We start from the raw sequence: 15,067 nt of genomic DNA on the forward strand, positions 1-15,067 counted from the left end.
GCAGACATAGGGCGCCTGCCAGCCGATGTCATCTGCCTTTGTTGAACTTGGACTGCTTCGAAGCTACCGTTCCGCGCATGCATTCAGACATTGTCGATCTCCGTTCTTTTTATTCGACCACGCTCGGCCGCCTGGCCGAACGCTCGATCACTATGGCGCTGTCCTCGATATGGGCCGTAGTGCCCAACGAGCGGCTGGTCGGTCTCGGCTATACCTTGCCGTGGCTGGAACGCTTCGGCAGCGATGCCGAGCGTGTGTTTGCCTTCATGCCGGCAACACAGGGCGCGGTGGTCTGGCCGGCGACGGGGCCGACGGCGACCGCGCTGGTCTTCGACGAGGAACTGCCGCTGGTCGATTCCTGCATCGACCGCATGCTGCTCGTCCATTCGCTCGAACATGTCGAGAACCCGCGCGAGACGCTGAACGAGATCTGGCGGGTGCTGTCGCCGGCCGGCCGTGTCGTCATCGTTGTGCCCAACCGGCGCGGCGTCTGGGCGCGCTTCGAGCATACGCCTTTCGGCAATGGCCGGCCGTTCTCGCGCGGTCAACTCACTGAATTGCTGCGCGAAGCGAATTTCACGCCGGCGGCATGGTCCGATGCGCTGTTCTTCCCGCCGTCGCCGCGACGTTTCATGATGCAGTTCCACAATGTGCTGGAACGCGCCGGCCGGCGCTTCTGGCCGATCTTTTCGGGCGTTATCGTCGTCGAGGCGCAGAAGCGGCTTTATCAAGGCGTGCCGGTTGCCCAGCGCGCGTCCCGCCGCGTCTTCGTGCCGGTTCTCTCGCCGCATGGCGCGCCGACGCTTGGCCGGGCTGTCGCGGGCCAAACGTCCGGCGCCGCCAAGATGACGCGTTCGTGATCCGACGCAGGCTTTTTCTCACCTATCTGTCGCGGACGGGTTCGCTGCCCGATTGAAGGCATACGCAATCGGTTCTATGACCGGCGATTTCTATGACCGGGCTTCAGCACCGCTTCCGAATGCAAGGATTCACTCATGGCTGATCATCCGGATGTCGAGGGCAGCGCCCAGAAGCTTGCCGCGTCGATCGAAGCCAGCAGCCTGCGTGAGCAGCTGGCAACAATCAAGATAGCGCTGACCACCTCGCCAGTGCGAAAGCAATTGTTTTGGGCCGCGATCGGCATCGTCGCCGTCATTGTCGCAACCTCCGTCGGGCAGATTCTGCTCAACCGCTGGAACCAGCCGTTCTTCGACGCGCTGGCGCGGCGCGACATGCAGGCCTTCCTGCATCAGCTTCTGGTCTTTGCGGCAATAGCCGGCGGGCTGCTTCTGTTTAACGTGGGCCAGACCTGGCTCGACCAGATGATCCGCCTGAAGCTGCGCGAGGCGCTGACGCTCGATCTGATCGGCGAGTGGATGCGGCCGGCGCGCGCCTTCCGGCTGGCCCATGCCGGCGCCATCGGCGTCAATCCCGACCAGCGCCTGCAGCAGGATGTCGCGCATCTCTCGGATCTTTCCACCGGCCTCGGCATCGGCCTGCTGCAGTCCTGCATCCTGCTTGCCTCATTCGTCGGCGTCTTGTGGTCGCTATCTTCCGGCTTCGTCTTCCACATAGGCGGCCATTCGCTGGCCATACCCGGTTACATGGTCTGGGCGGCAATCCTTTATGCGGGCACCGCCTCCTGGTTGAGCTGGTTGGTCGGGCGGCCGCTGATCCGCTTCAACAATGATCGCTATACGCGTGAAGCGGAGCTGCGTTCCTCGGTGGTTCGCGTCAACGAGAATGTCGATGCCATCGCGCTGGCGCATGGCGAGGCCGATGCCAGGCGCCGCCTCGAATTCGATCTCGGCATGGTGCTGGGCGCCATGCGGCACATCTACCGTGCCCAGATCAATCTTTCCTGGGTCACCGACACCTATGGCTGGATCACTGTCGTCGCGCCGATCCTGGTCGCCTCACCGGTCTATTTCGCCGGCGATATCAGCTTTGGCGGTCTGATGATGGCAGTCGGTGCCTTCAATCAGGTCCATTCTTCGCTGCGTTGGTTCATCAACAATATCGGCGGCATCGCCGATTGGCGCGCCACGCTGATGCGGGTCGCCGACTTCCGCATCGCGCTTGGCGACACCGACGCGCTGCACCATACGGAAAGGCGCATTTCGTTCGGCGAAAACCCGGACGGCAGCCTGACCTTCGAGAAACTCGAGGTCGCCTCGCCGGAGGGATGCACCAAGCTTGCCGAGCCGCATGTCGAAATCCGCGCCGGCGACCGGGTCATGATCACCGGAGATCCGGGCGCCGGCAAGACGCTGTTCTTCCGCGCCATTGCCGGTCTGTGGCCATGGGGCAGCGGACGGATCGGCATGCCGGCCGGAGAAGCGCCGATCTTTGTTCCGCGTACCCCCTATTTCCCGCTCGGCAAGCTGCGCGAGGTGCTCAACCATGCAGACGGCGCGGCGGAGGCGAGCGATGCCGAGATCTCGGAGGTGCTGGCCGATGTCGGGCTGCAGCGCCTGTCGTCCTCGCTCGATCGCTCGGCGCGCTGGGAGCGTGAGCTCAGCGACGACGAGCAGCGTCTGCTGGCCTTTGCCAGGCTGGCCTTGCGACGGCCGAAATGGGTGATCATCGACGAGGCGCTGGATGCGTTCGACGGCCCGACGCTGAGGCAAGTGCTGTCGATGCTGGAGAAGCGCCTTCCCGACGCCGCGATCCTCAATATCGGCCGCGGCCAGCACAATGCCCGCTTCTTCCGGCGGGCGTTGACCATCGTCAAGGATGCCGGCCAACCGCCCCTCAAGCCGGTCCGTATCAGGGCAGGTGCCATCGAACCGCCTCCGGCCATCGCCTCGGCCGGCCGCAAGAAATAGAAGGGCAAGCTTTATTTCGCCGCGATCGCGGCGAAAAACTGTCGCGATCGTTTCAGATGGGAACGTTCCGATCGGCCATGCTTGACGCTCTCGCCCTGCTCGCCTGCCTTGCCTGCGCCCCCGCAGCACCTGCGGCCGCGCCGGCCAATGCACTTGCCGTCGATGTCGAGCTGGTGCTGGCCGTCGACATCTCGCAGTCGATGGATGAAAGGGAGTTTGCCCTGCAGCGCGCCGGCTATGTCGCGGCGCTGCGCCATCCCGACTTCATCAACGCCGTGCGTGCCGGCACCTCCGGCCGCATCGCCATCGCCTATTTCGAATGGGCCGGCACCATCCGCGACGACGCGGTCATTGCCTGGCAGGTCGTCGACAGCAAGGAGAGCGCCAACGCTTTCGCCGACAAGATCGCGGCCCGCCCGTTCAGGAGCTTTCGCGGCACCTCGATTTCCGGTGCAGTGGCCTTCGGCGCTGAGCTTTTCAACGGCACGGCCTTCGCCGGCAAACGCCGCGTCATCGACGTCTCGGGCGACGGCCCAAACAACACCGGCTTGCCGGTCACGACGGCACGCGATGCGGCGCTGGCGAAGGGCATCGTCATCAACGGGCTGCCGATCCTGATCAGCCCGTCACCCACCTTCAGCCATCTCGACCGGTATTATGCCGAATGCGTCACCGGCGGGCCTGGCTCGTTCGTGCTACCGATCTATGCTGCTTCCGAATTCGCCACCGCCACTCGCCGCAAACTGATTCTCGAGGTCAGCGGCATCGAGTATCCCAAGGTGGATCCGAGGACGATCCGCATCGACGCACCGATCGACTGCCTGCAAGGCGAGCGCGACCGGCGGTTTTTCTCGGACCCGTACTTCCCGGAACTTGATCGATAAGGCTGGCCCAGGGGTAGGTTAGGCTGGTGGCAGGCCGAAGGCCGGGAACAGAGATGGCCCGAGCGGCCCTATGAAGATCGTCAAGGAAGCGATCCCGCCCTCGGCGGCGTCGAACACATGCAGGGAATGGGCCCGCCATTCAGGGCCATCGTGGCTGCGGGAATAAACCCCGACCGCCGGCTGGGCATTGGCACGAGTGGCCAGCGTGCGGAAGCCGCCAAACCTCGGCCAGACGGTCTCGAGGAAACCGCGGATCGCTTCGCGGCCTTGATACCATTCGCGCCAAGGCGGCATTGTATAGATGGCGTCCTCACGCAGCAGCTCGATCAAGCTGTCGAGATTGGCGGCCTGCCAGGCCTGCATGTAGCGTTCGAGCAGCAGGCCTTCTTCGGGGCTGGGCCGTGATCGGCTGGTCGGCCGTCCCTGGGGATAGCGCGCCGCCAGCGTTGCGCGGGCGCGCTGCAACGCGCTGTTGATCGAAGCCGTCGATCCGCCCAGCAAACGCGCCGTCTCGACGGCCGACCATCCCAGGACGTCGGCAAGCAGCAGCGCGGCGCGCTGCCTGGGTGGCAGATCCTGGATCGCTGCGACGAAGGCGAGCTGGACGGCCTCGCGGCTCTCGTAACGGGCTTCCGGACCTGGCTCGCTGCCGGCAATGTCTGGAAGCTCGGCGTCGGGGTAGGGCTCCAGCCAGGCGATGTCGGCCACGGGCCCGCCTATGGCCGCCCCGTGCGAGGGCGGCCGTCCGGGTTCCCGGAGAATGCGATGCGCCCTCGACCTCGCCTTGATGGCGTTGAGGCAAGCGTTGGTCGCGATCATGTAGAGCCAACCACGAACCGAACCTCGCCCGTCGAACTCCGACCTGGCACGCCAGGCGCGAAGCAACGTGTCCTGGACGAGGTCGTCGGCCTCGTGCAGCGAACCCATCATGCGATAGCAATGCAGCTTGAGCTCGCGGCGATGGGCGGCCGTGACCTTCTCGAAGGCCAGCCGATCGAGGATCGGCTGGCGTGCTGGTTCCAGGGGTGGTTGAGCGTCTGTCATGCGGGCTGTGCGGTTACGAGTGAGCTTTGCATTACGCGCGCCTCAGGCGGCCGGTGCAAGCCCGCTACCGCTGACCATGAAGGAACTGCCTTGCGGCTGGCCGGTGGCGAGCGCGACCACCGCCCGTCCGACGTCGGCCGGGGTTTGCATGTCGGTCATGGCGGCGATGAAGTCCGCCGGCTGGATGCCCATATAGGCAGCGACGCTGTCGACGCCGGCCTTGCCCACGCCGGTTTCCGGCATGATGCGCATCGGCGCGAGCGCCATGAAGCGAAGGCCGAGCCCGAGCCGGTCGGCTTCCTTCTGGCTATGACCGGCCAGGAACATCTGCAGCGTTTTGCGCCGGCATAGCCGCCGGTATTGGGTGGTCCGCCGGTTAAGGCGGCGCCACTGGAGATCAGAACGATACGGGTTCCCGGCTTGAGCGGACGCCGCAGAGCGGCCCGGCAAAACAGGAACGATGCCTTGACGTCCGTGTCCCAATTTGCCGAGAACGCCTTCCAGTTCTGTTCGTGCAGCGGCGCGGAAGGGGCCAGCGCGCCTGCGCAGATTACCAGCACGTCCGGCTCCAGCGCGGCGAAGACCTTATCGGGGGCGGAGTCCACCGTCGCATCGACCGCGAGCGTCGTCACGCCCGAGACCTCCCAGGCAAATTGCGCCAGGGCCTGTTTTCCGCGGGCGACGGCCAGCACCGTCGCTCTCTCCTTGAGGGCGGCCTCCGCGATGGAGCGGCCGACCCCGCGGCTGCCGCCGACGACTACAACATTCTGACCTTGCAACGATCCCATGGATCACCTCTCTGTTCCCGGCCGCCGGACCATCCAGGCGCGCTCATCGATAAGGACAGCGCAGGCGTGCGGAAATCATCGGTGCCAGGCGGAAATATTTTCAGGTGACAGCAGGGCTCGCGCAGCGCCCTGTTCGGAGCAGCAACGGCAGAGGCGCGTCGGTTTTGTATTCAGTGTCATTACCTCGGGGTTAATCGACCAGCGTGCAAGGTCTCGGCAAACTGCTCCCATCAAGCCGGTTGTCTGGCTTCGACCACCAGGGAGACAGCCATGACCGCCTACGCCGTCGCGCATATGCACCAGGTCACGCCGGGGCCGCAGATCGTCGAGTACCTGCACAAGATCGATGCCACGCTAGAGCCGTTTGGCGGGCGCTTCATCGTGCATGGCAGCGAGGTGGAAGTCGTTGAAAACACCTGGCCGGGCCACCTCGTCATGATCGAATTTCCAGACATGCAGCAGGCGCGCATGGTACCGCTCGCCCGCCTATCAGGAGATCTTGCCGCTGCGCACCGAGAATTCTCAGTCCGACGTGGTCCTGGTCGATGGCGTCCAGCACCCGCATAAGGCCACCGACGTTCTCGAATAAGGGGACGATCTGCGACGATTGGCTCTTATCGTTTCAGCAGAAACACCGCCTGCTGGCCGAAAAAATTCCAGAACCACCACGGCATCGAGAAGCCGATCCGCTGGCCATTGGCGTCGAGCGCGGTCGCCTTTTCCACCGTCGCGCCAAGCTCGTCGCACAGATTGACGAAATCGCGAATGGTGCAGAAATGGATGTTGGGGGTGTCATACCAGGAATAGGGCAGGTCCTTGGTCACCGGCATGCGGCCGTTGAACAGTAGCGAAAAGCGCACCCGCCAGTGGCCGAAATTTGGGAATGAGACGATGGCGCGGTTGCCGATCCTGAGCAGTTCGTCGAGCACCAATTTCGGATTGCGGGTCGCCTGCAAGGTCTGCGACAAGACGACGAAGTCGAAGCCCTTATCGGGATAGAATTGGAGATCCTTGTCGGCATCGCCCTGGATGACCGACAGGCCGCGCGCCACGCATTCGTTGACGCCGCGCTGCGACAGTTCCAGCCCGCGACCGTCGACCTTCTTGGTCGCCTGCAGCAATTCGAGCAGCAGGCCGTCGCCGGAACCGACGTCCAGCACCCGCGATTGGGGCGGGATGAGATCGGCGACGACCTCGAGGTCGACGCGCTGGGCGCGGTTGACGCTCATGGGCTCGTCACTTGCCTGGCGCATGGTCCTGATCCGAACAATCCGGAACTTTTCGGGGTCATGCGCCGAGCCCTCTCGCCCGCGCCGCCGAGGCGATGAAGCCTTTGATGGCGGCGAACAGTTCCGGTTCGTCGAGCAGGAAGGCGTCGTGGCCGCGGTCGGTCTCGATCTCGACGAACGAGACCGAGGCGCCGGCCGCGTTCAGCGCGTGCACGACCGAGCGGCTTTCCTCGGTCGGGAACAGCCAATCGCTGGTGAACGAAACCAGGCAGAAGCGCGTCTTGGTGCCGGCGAAGGCATCGGCCAACCGGCCGCCATGGTCGGCGGCGAGATCGAAATAGTCCATCGCCCGGGTCATGTAGAGATAGGAGTTGGCATCGAAGCGATCGACGAAGGTCATGCCCTGATGGCGCAGATAGCTCTCGATCTGGAAGTCGGCATCGAAGCCGAAGGTCAGGGCTTCGCGATCCTGCAGGTTGCGGCCGAACTTGCGGTGCAGCGCTGCTTCCGACAGATAGGTGATGTGAGCGGCCATGCGCGCCACCGCCAGCCCCTTTTCCGGCCGCTTGCCGTGCTCGAAGTATTTGCCGCCATGCCAGTCCGGGTCGGCCATCACTGCCTGCCTGCCGACCTCGTGGAAAGCGATGTTCTGCGAAGAATGGCGGGCGCCGGTGGCGATCGGCAGCGCCGAGAAGACGCGCTCGGGATAGCTCGAGGCCCATTGCAGCACCTGCATGCCGCCCATCGAGCCGCCCAGCACGCTGAACAGCTGTTCGATACCGAAATGCTCTACCAGCATCAGCTGCGCGCGCACCATGTCGCGGATGGTGATGATCGGCAGGTCGAGCCCGTAGGGCTTGGCGGTGGCGGGATTGGTCGAGGCGGGGCCGGTGGAGCCGAGACAGCCGCCGATGACGTTGGACGAGATGACGAAGAAACGATCGGTGTCGATGATCTTGCCGGGGCCGATCAGCACTTCCCACCAGCCCGGCTTGCCGGTCACGGGATTGGTGTTGGCGACATGCTGGTCGCCGGTCAGCGCATGGCAGACGAGGATGGCGTTGGAGCGCTCGTCGTTGAGCGTGCCATAGGTCTGGTAGGCGATCTGGAACGGCGACAGCAGCGTGCCGGCGTCGAGCTTGAGCGGCTTGTCGGCGCCGAAACGCAACACCGGGCTCGACGGCTGGTCGGCCTCGTTGTTGGTTTTTCGCGCGCGCAAAGCGACCATCACATCTCCTTGCCCGGCCTTCAGTTGTCCACCGCCGGTCTGGGCAACAACCAGCCAGGGCAACAAAAAACCGGCCATGCCTTCGCAAAGCCGGTTACAAGATGCAAACGGCCCTTTAGCAAGTTGTTTAACGTGGCTGCAAGCCGACCGGCCAAATCACCACGGAACTTTCGCTGCTCTTCTAGGACCGACGCATGGCTTCGTCAACGGCAAGTTCTTGATCCCGATTTGCCGCCCCTCGACATTCCGGGCCACGGCTTGTATTTCCGCTGCGGCCTCCGGACGGAGGCACTCTCGACGGATTTCATGGAATGAGCCAGATACCGGATCAGACACGTCCAAGGCCCCGCGCCGGCATCATGGACATCGAAGCCTACGTGCCCGGCAAGAGCACGGCGCCTGAAGGTGTCGCCAAGGTCCATAAATTGTCGTCGAATGAAAACCCGCTCGGCCCTTCGCCAAAGGCGATAGAGGCCGCGCGCGCGGTCGCCGACAAGCTCGCGGTCTATCCCGACGGCAGCGCCAGGCGCCTGAGGGAAGCGATCGCCGAGGTGCACGGGCTCAACCCGGCGAACATCGTCTGTTCCAACGGCTCCGACGAGATTCTGGGCCTGCTGGCGCAGACCTACCTCGCACCCGGCGACGAAGCGATCATCACCGAACACGGCTTCATGGTCTACAAGATCTACATACAATCGGCCGGTGCCGTCCCGGTAACGGTCAAGGAGACCGATGAACGCGCCGATGTCGATGCAATCCTTGCCGCGGTGACGCCGCGTACCAGGATCATCTTCCTTGCCAATCCCAACAATCCAACCGGCACCTACGTGCCGTTCCAGGAGGTGCGCCGCCTGCATGCCGGCCTGCCGCGAAACGTGCTTCTGGTGCTGGATGCCGCCTACGCCGAATATGTCCGGCGCAACGACTATGAAGCCGGCGTCGAGTTGGTGGGCAGCGCGGAAAACGTGGTCATGACCCGCACTTTCTCCAAGTTGGGCCTAGGCGGCGCTCGGATCGGCTGGATGTATGCGCCAATGCATATCATCGACGTGATCAACCGCGTGCGCGGGCCTTTCAACGTCAATGCGACGGCTATCGAGGCCGGTATCGCGGCGATCCGCGACCGCGTCCATATCGAGCGCAGCGTGGCGCATAACGAGACCTGGCTGGCATGGCTGACCGAGCAACTAAGCGGGCTTGGGCTGCGGGTGACACCGAGCGTCGGCAATTTCATCCTTATCCACTTTCCCGAGGACAAAAAGCATTCGGCGGCCGCCGCCGACGACTACCTCAGTGCGCGCGGCTACATATTGCGGCGCGTTTCCGGCTACGGTTTTCCGAACGCGCTGCGCATGAGCATCGGCACCGAAGAGGCCAACCGCGGCGTTGTCGCCGCACTCGCGACATTCCTGAAAAGCTAGAACACCATGACCTCACCGATGTTCGAAAAGATCGCGCTGGTCGGCATCGGCCTGATCGGCTCGTCGCTGGCCCGCGTCATCCGCCGCGAGGGGCTCGCCGGCCAAGTCGCGATTTCGACGCGCAGCGAAGCGACGCTGGCGCGGGCAAGCCTACTCGCCCTCGGCGACACCTACACGACGGATGCGAAAGAGGCGGTTCGCGATGCCGATCTGGTCGTCGTTTCGGTGCCGGTCGGCTCTTCGGGTATCGTCGCCGCGGAGATCGCGCCGGCGCTGAAGAAGGGCGCCATCCTCACCGATGTCGGCTCGACCAAAGCATCGGTGATCGCGCAGATGCAGCCGCATGTGCCTGATGGCGTGCACTTCATTCCCGGCCATCCTTTGGCCGGCACCGAAAAGTCGGGACCAGATGCGGGTTTTGCCGAACTGTTCGAGAACCGCTGGTGCATCTTCACGCCGCTGCCCGGCACCGATCCCGCGGCACTGGAAAGGCTCTCGGAATTCTGGCGCCGCTGCGGCTCCAACATCGACACGATGGACCCGCAGCATCACGACATGACGCTGGCCATCGTTTCGCACCTGCCGCACATCATCGCCTATAACATCGTCGGTACCGCCGACGATCTGGAGTCGGTGACCAAGTCCGAGGTCATCAAATACTCGGCTTCCGGCTTTCGCGACTTCACCCGTCTCGCCGCATCCGACCCGACCATGTGGCGTGACGTCTGCCTGCACAACAAGGATGCCATCCTCGAAATGCTGGCGCGATTCTCGGAAGATCTGTCCTCGCTGCAGCGGGCGATCCGCTGGGGCGACGGCGAAAAGCTGTTCGACCTGTTCACCCGCACCCGCGCCGTCCGCCGCTCGATCATCGAGGCCGGCCAGGACATCGACGTACCGGATTTCGGTCGCCAGGCAGTCGAACACCCGCCGAAGGGATAAGCCGCGGCAGGCTGATCGCAGGCCAGACCGCCTAGTCAAGCGGCTTGATCTTGCCGAGTGGGATGAAGCCGAGCGAGGCCTTGCCCTTGACGATCTTCAGCGGCATCGACGGCTGGTTGCCGAGCAGCGCCAGTCCGGCAAAGCCGGTTTGGATCTGTTTCTTCTGCTCGGGGATGGCGGTGGCAAGGATCGCCGCCACGGCCTTTGGATCATTGAGCTTGATCGTCAAGTCGGCATTTATGAGACCGTCGTCATCGACCGACAGCGGTCCGGAAACGGTGACGCGCGCGGTTCCGGACGACAGATCGAGCTCGTGGATTTCGGCCGCGAGGCCGCGCAGGCTCTTCGGGTTTGCCATGATCAGCATCACGCCGTTCTTCAGCGTCACATCGCCGCTGCCATCGAGCGGCGGCAAGACGCGCCCGTCGATGGCCGCCGCGTCGATTTCGAGATCGGTGAAATTGCCGGCATAGTCGATGTCCGGGCCGTTTGGGCGCAATTGCCCGCTGGCAGTTCCGGCGCTGAACAGCGAGACGGGATCGGCATCGTCTGCCGGATCGGTCTGGCCGGACAGGCCTTCTGCCTGCAGCGAGAGGCGTCTCGGCAGCGGCCAGGACAGCTTCATGTCGGCCCGCAGATCATCCCAGTCGATCCAGAGCGGGGTCATGCCGGGAACGGAGGTCCTGAGTGGCCCCCTGAACTCGGCGGCAGGCGACAGAAGCCGCGTGATCTGGGTGGCAGCGTTGATCTTGCCTGTCGATGCCGCGACGTTGCGGCTGTCGTCCTCGTAAGCCAGACTGTCGCAGGAAAGGGTGAAGCTGAAGGGGTAGCCGCTGACCGCGAGATTGGCACAGTCGGCCTTGATGCCCTTGTCATCGAGATCGGCGACCGCCTTGTCGGCGGCGCTCTCGACCAGATCCGCCAGGTAGAACCAGCCCGCGCTGTAGATGCCGAACAGCACGAGAATGAAAGCGGCAAGCCACAACAGGCGGCGACGCTGGCTGGGCGGCTGGCGCTCGTCACTTGACGTCATGCTGCGGCTTTCGTTAACGCGGGTGGCACGGGCGGGCTGTCGCTTGCGGCAACAACGGTAGACGGACTGAAACACCACCGGTGGAGTGGTTCGTCACAATCAGGCTTGGCGATATGGGCGATTTTTGGGTTTTTGGCTACGGCTCACTGATCTGGCGGCCGGGATTCGCGCATGTCGAGACGCGGCGTGCCCACCTGCATGGCTACCGCCGTTCGCTCTGTGTCTATTCTTTCGTGCATCGCGGCACGCGCGAACGGCCGGGCCTGGTGCTCGGACTCGACCGCGGCGGCTCCTGCATCGGGCTGGCGTTCCGGGTCCCAGGCGAGCTGCGCAACGAGGCCATCACCTATCTGCGCGAACGCGAGCTGGTCACCAACGTCTATCTCGAACGTGTGCTCAGCGTTCGCCTCGACAAGAGTGAAACGGATGGGAGCGGGACGGTCGAAGCCATCGCCTATGTCGTGGACCGCAGCCATGAGCAATATGCCGGTGCGCTCGACCCGGCCGAGGCGGCGGCCGTCGTTCGCGGCGCCGTCGGCCAGTCGGGGAGGAATGAGGATTACGTGCTCAGCACGCTGGAGCACCTCGAAGCACTGGGTATAAGCGATCATTGGCTGGAAGACGTGACGAGACGGATCGCGACGTAGCGCCTTTTATCGTTATCATGATGTTTTCGGTGCCGTGACGCGGGCTACATCCTGAAAATCTGTTTACCAAGATCGGCGCGATCCAGGCTGTTTGCCACCGCAAGCTTGAACTCGGTCAGCGCGTGGAGACCGCCGACAGGAACGTGGAAGCCCGGCTGGCCAAAGATGTCGATGATCTCGCGTAGGACAGGCCGGTCGGCTTCGGCAGGCGGCGAAAAGAAGTAGCGATAGATATTTGCCCTGATTTCGACGCCGCTCAGCAACACATCGAAATTGTGCAGTTCGAAGCGCTCGGCACTCATTCCGCCATTGATCACCATCTGCCCGCCGAGCGCCAGGGTGCGGATCAATTCGCCGCTGACAGGTCCGCCGACATTGTCGATAATCCCGTTCAATCCGGCGCCGGCGGTGATATCCATCACCGCTTCCCGGATACTTGCCTTCAAGTCCGAAAGGTCAAGAATGGCAGAGGCGCCAAGCGTCTTCAGGTCGAAGCTCTGGTGCGAGCGCCGCACCAGCGCGATGACGTTGATGCCGCGTCGTTGGGCGAACTGCATCACCATTGTTGAAATCGACGAATAGCCGGCCGTGACAGCCAGCCACTGCCCGGGCCGGACACGGGAATCCGTCAGCAGATCCCACGCGGTAATGGGGTTCACCATCTGCCCGGCGCGTTCGACCGGATAGTCCGCAGGTAACGGGATCAGCCATTCGGCGGGAATGGCCGCGTACTCGGCCCAGCTGCCATAATAGCTGAACGCGACAAGCGTGCCCGGTTCCAGCAAGACGTTCGCGCCAACGGCTTCGACGATGCCGGCACCGTGGTTTCCCGCGATCTGCCGGGGAAAATGCGGCTTCTTCGGTTCGGGATAGAGGTCCTGGATAAACAGGAAGTCGCCCGGATTGATCGAAGCCGAGACCATCCTGACCAGCACCTCGCCGTCGCCGATGCGCGGCATCGGCAGGTCGTCCATGTAGAGCACGTCGCGCGGCGAACCGATGGCGTCAAATACGATTGCTTTCATGCCGTTCTCCATAACAAATGATCTTAGGGCAACAGTCTGGGCCCGGCCGACCGCGTCGGCGCGGCGGAACCTACGGTCGGCTGGCAAAAGTCAGAATTGGCAGATTTGACAATCTATGTGCCAAATTTGCCAGATCGTTTCTTCAGAGGCTGCTGGTTTGGTATCCGGGACCAGCGCCTTGAGCCGGAAACGGCGCGGCGGGTCGCGGCTTTGTGAAGCGCCGGCGGGGTGGCAAAGAGGCTATGCGTTTGACGTTGCCACGGCGCGACATAGGTTAGCCCAGTCGGCGGCTCCCATCCGCCCCAGCATGAATCACCATGGAGATCAGTCTTGCAGAAACGTCGTCTCGGTCGCACCGACCTATCCATCGCGCCATTGGTTCTGGGCGGCAATGTGTTTGGCTGGACCGCCGATGAGAAAACCTCGTTCGACCTGCTCGATGCCTTCATTGAGGCCGGTTTCAACGCCATCGACACGGCGGATTCCTATTCGCGCTGGATTGCCGGCCACCAGGGCGGCGAATCGGAAACCATCATCGGCAGATGGATGAAGAGCCGTGGCAACCGCGACAAGGTCGTCGTCATCACCAAGGTCGGCTCGGATATGGGACAGGGCAAGAGGGACCTTTCGGCCGCCTATATCGAAAAGGCCATCGATGCTTCGCTGAAGAGGCTGCAGGTCGACAGCGTCGATCTCTATCTGTCGCACTGGCCCGACCCGGCGACCCCTTATGAGGAAACGCTCGGCGCTTACCAGAAACTGCTCGACAAGGGCAAAATCCGTTATGCCGGCGCTTCCAACCTCGACGCCGCCCAGTTACGCGCCGCACTCGACGTGGCAAGCCTGCGCGGCCTGCCGCGCTACGAGGTGCTGCAGCCGGAGTACAACCTCTACGACCGCTCGTCCTTCGATGGTCCGCTGCGTGACCTCTGCACGGCCGAGGACATCGGCGTCATCACCTATTTCAGCCTCGCCAAGGGATTTTTGAGCGGCAAGTACCGCAGCGAAGCCGACCTCGGCAAAAGCCCGCGAGGTGGCGGTGTGAAAGGGTACCTCAATTCGCGCGGCATGCGCATCCTCTCAGCGCTCGATGCCGTGTCGGCCAGACATTCGGCCACGCCGGCGGAAGTGGCGCTTGCCTGGGTGATGGCGCGGCCCGGCGTCACCGCTCCGATCGCCAGCGCGACGACGCTCGACCAGCTCGACAGCCTGGTGCGGGCCGCGTCGTTGCAGCTCAGCCCGGACGATATCGCCGAGCTCGACAAGGGCAGCGCATAGCCGCGCACGATCGTTCAAGACCGGCGCCGCTGCCTTGCCCTACCGTCCCTGCATCGTCACAGGATGCAGGGACGTCGCATGGCCGGACAGGGTCTTCTCGATCAGCAGCTATGGCAGCAATTGCTGGCGCTTGTGCTGGCATCGGCCATCGTTATGGGCAGCCCGGGGCCGGCGACGATAAGTGTCACCGCGATCGGCGCCGCGTTCGGCCTGCGCGATTCGCTCCGTTATGCCTCGGGAATCGTTGTCGGCACGGTCCTCGTGCTTTTGGTGGTGGCGACGGGCATCATGGCCGTTCTCACCGCGCTGCCGAAGCTCGCAGCGCTGTTGGCGGTCGCCTCGGCAGCCTACATCCTCTATTTGGCGTTCAAGATAGCGACGGCCCCGCCACTGGCGGCACGCGTCGGTAGGGCAGCGCTTCCCACTTTCCTTGGCGGGTTCCTTCTGGCCGTTGCCAATCCGAAAGCCTATGTGGCGATTGCCGCCGTGTTTGCCGGCGCGTCTTCCGGCACCGGCGGTCTTGCTATTTCAGCCAAGCTGGCGGTCCTCGCCTTGATGATCGTTGCCATTCATCTCTTGTGGCTTCTCGCCGGCGCGGCTTTTGCACGTTTGCTGCGCAAACCGCTGGCGTCGCGGATCATCAATCTGGTGTTTGCGGTGACGCTGATTGCAACAGCCGGCCTGGCTGCCTTGCCGTGAACCCTTCTGGCGTTCGCGGCA

Annotated in this window: 14 protein-coding genes, 2 pseudogenes and 1 riboswitch; of the genes and pseudogenes, 9 read left to right on the forward strand and 7 right to left on the reverse strand. The window is 63.7% G+C overall.

The window, feature by feature from the left end; all coding sequences use genetic code 11:
- Positions 1-77 precede the first annotated feature (77 nt).
- The 3 genes from NMG46_RS05125 (at position 78) to NMG46_RS05135 (ending at position 3,712) form a co-directional block, all read left to right on the forward strand.
- Positions 78-860 carry a class I SAM-dependent methyltransferase gene (locus NMG46_RS05125; protein WP_254816636.1) on the forward strand — a complete coding sequence of 261 codons (783 nt, stop codon included), beginning with the start codon at positions 78-80 and terminating at the stop codon, positions 858-860.
- Positions 861-995: 135 nt separating this feature from the next.
- Positions 996-2,828: an ABC transporter ATP-binding protein/permease gene (locus tag NMG46_RS05130; RefSeq protein ID WP_254816637.1), complete on the forward strand. Its 1,833-nt coding sequence runs from the start codon at positions 996-998 to the stop codon at positions 2,826-2,828.
- A 77-nt stretch (positions 2,829-2,905) separates the two neighbouring features.
- Positions 2,906-3,712 (forward strand): DUF1194 domain-containing protein, encoded by an 807-nt coding sequence (locus NMG46_RS05135; protein WP_254816638.1) that lies wholly within the window; start codon positions 2,906-2,908, stop codon positions 3,710-3,712.
- A gap of 18 nt (positions 3,713-3,730) precedes the next feature.
- On the opposite strand, the gene NMG46_RS05140 is transcribed toward NMG46_RS05135, so the two are convergent.
- The 3 genes and pseudogenes from NMG46_RS05140 to NMG46_RS05150 form a co-directional block, all read right to left on the reverse strand.
- Positions 3,731-4,756 (reverse strand): RNA polymerase subunit sigma-70, encoded by a 1,026-nt coding sequence (locus tag NMG46_RS05140; protein WP_254816639.1) that lies wholly within the window; start codon positions 4,754-4,756, stop codon positions 3,731-3,733.
- 42 nt (positions 4,757-4,798) lie between these two features.
- A complete protein-coding gene (locus NMG46_RS05145) occupies positions 4,799-5,083 on the reverse strand; it encodes a hypothetical protein (RefSeq protein WP_254817086.1) in 285 nt (94 codons plus the stop codon).
- A gap of 68 nt (positions 5,084-5,151) precedes the next feature.
- Positions 5,152-5,544 (reverse strand): annotated as a pseudogene (locus tag NMG46_RS05150) (SDR family NAD(P)-dependent oxidoreductase); the annotation flags it as partial.
- Between the two features lie 270 nt (positions 5,545-5,814).
- On the opposite strand from NMG46_RS05150, the pseudogene NMG46_RS05155 reads away from it, so the two are divergent.
- Positions 5,815-6,133 (forward strand): annotated as a pseudogene (locus NMG46_RS05155) (DUF1330 domain-containing protein).
- A gap of 25 nt (positions 6,134-6,158) precedes the next feature.
- Here NMG46_RS05155 and metW read toward each other — a convergent pair.
- Together metW and NMG46_RS05165 are read right to left on the reverse strand one after the other, a co-directional pair.
- Positions 6,159-6,773: a methionine biosynthesis protein MetW gene (gene metW, locus NMG46_RS05160; RefSeq protein WP_254817066.1), complete on the reverse strand. Its 615-nt coding sequence runs from the start codon at positions 6,771-6,773 to the stop codon at positions 6,159-6,161.
- 58 nt (positions 6,774-6,831) lie between these two features.
- Positions 6,832-8,001, reverse strand: coding sequence for a homoserine O-acetyltransferase (locus NMG46_RS05165; RefSeq protein ID WP_254816640.1), 1,170 nt, complete (start codon positions 7,999-8,001; stop codon positions 6,832-6,834).
- 95 nt (positions 8,002-8,096) lie between these two features.
- Positions 8,097-8,174: riboswitch (SAM riboswitch) on the reverse strand.
- A 138-nt stretch (positions 8,175-8,312) separates the two neighbouring features.
- Between NMG46_RS05165 and hisC the strand changes: the two genes are divergently transcribed.
- Both hisC and NMG46_RS05175 read left to right on the forward strand, forming a co-directional pair.
- Entirely contained in the window at positions 8,313-9,422 is a 1,110-nt protein-coding gene (hisC, locus tag NMG46_RS05170) for a histidinol-phosphate transaminase (protein WP_254816641.1), read from the forward strand.
- 6 nt (positions 9,423-9,428) lie between these two features.
- Positions 9,429-10,364, forward strand: a complete 936-nt coding sequence (locus NMG46_RS05175) for a prephenate/arogenate dehydrogenase family protein (RefSeq protein WP_254816642.1) — start codon at positions 9,429-9,431, stop codon at positions 10,362-10,364.
- Between the two features lie 31 nt (positions 10,365-10,395).
- On the opposite strand, the gene NMG46_RS05180 is transcribed toward NMG46_RS05175, so the two are convergent.
- Positions 10,396-11,397 carry a DUF2125 domain-containing protein gene (locus NMG46_RS05180; protein ID WP_254816643.1) on the reverse strand — a complete coding sequence of 334 codons (1,002 nt, stop codon included), beginning with the start codon at positions 11,395-11,397 and terminating at the stop codon, positions 10,396-10,398.
- A 113-nt stretch (positions 11,398-11,510) separates the two neighbouring features.
- Between NMG46_RS05180 and NMG46_RS05185 the strand changes: the two genes are divergently transcribed.
- A complete protein-coding gene (locus NMG46_RS05185; RefSeq protein WP_254816644.1) occupies positions 11,511-12,044 on the forward strand; it encodes a gamma-glutamylcyclotransferase in 534 nt (177 codons plus the stop codon).
- Positions 12,045-12,088: 44 nt separating this feature from the next.
- On the opposite strand, the gene NMG46_RS05190 is transcribed toward NMG46_RS05185, so the two are convergent.
- Complete coding sequence (locus NMG46_RS05190) at positions 12,089-13,069, reverse strand: zinc-binding dehydrogenase (RefSeq protein ID WP_254816645.1); 981 nt, start codon at positions 13,067-13,069, stop codon at positions 12,089-12,091.
- A gap of 330 nt (positions 13,070-13,399) precedes the next feature.
- Between NMG46_RS05190 and NMG46_RS05195 the strand changes: the two genes are divergently transcribed.
- Both NMG46_RS05195 and NMG46_RS05200 read left to right on the forward strand, forming a co-directional pair.
- Positions 13,400-14,347 carry an aldo/keto reductase gene (locus tag NMG46_RS05195; protein ID WP_254816646.1) on the forward strand — a complete coding sequence of 316 codons (948 nt, stop codon included), beginning with the start codon at positions 13,400-13,402 and terminating at the stop codon, positions 14,345-14,347.
- Positions 14,348-14,425: 78 nt separating this feature from the next.
- Positions 14,426-15,046, forward strand: a complete 621-nt coding sequence (locus tag NMG46_RS05200) for a LysE family translocator (RefSeq protein WP_254816647.1) — start codon at positions 14,426-14,428, stop codon at positions 15,044-15,046.
- The last annotated feature ends 21 nt before the right edge of the window (positions 15,047-15,067 follow it).

Origin of the sequence: Mesorhizobium sp. LMG 17147 (genome assembly GCF_024297145.1) — a bacterium.
In the GTDB taxonomy this organism is placed as follows: Bacteria; Pseudomonadota; Alphaproteobacteria; order Rhizobiales; family Rhizobiaceae; genus Mesorhizobium.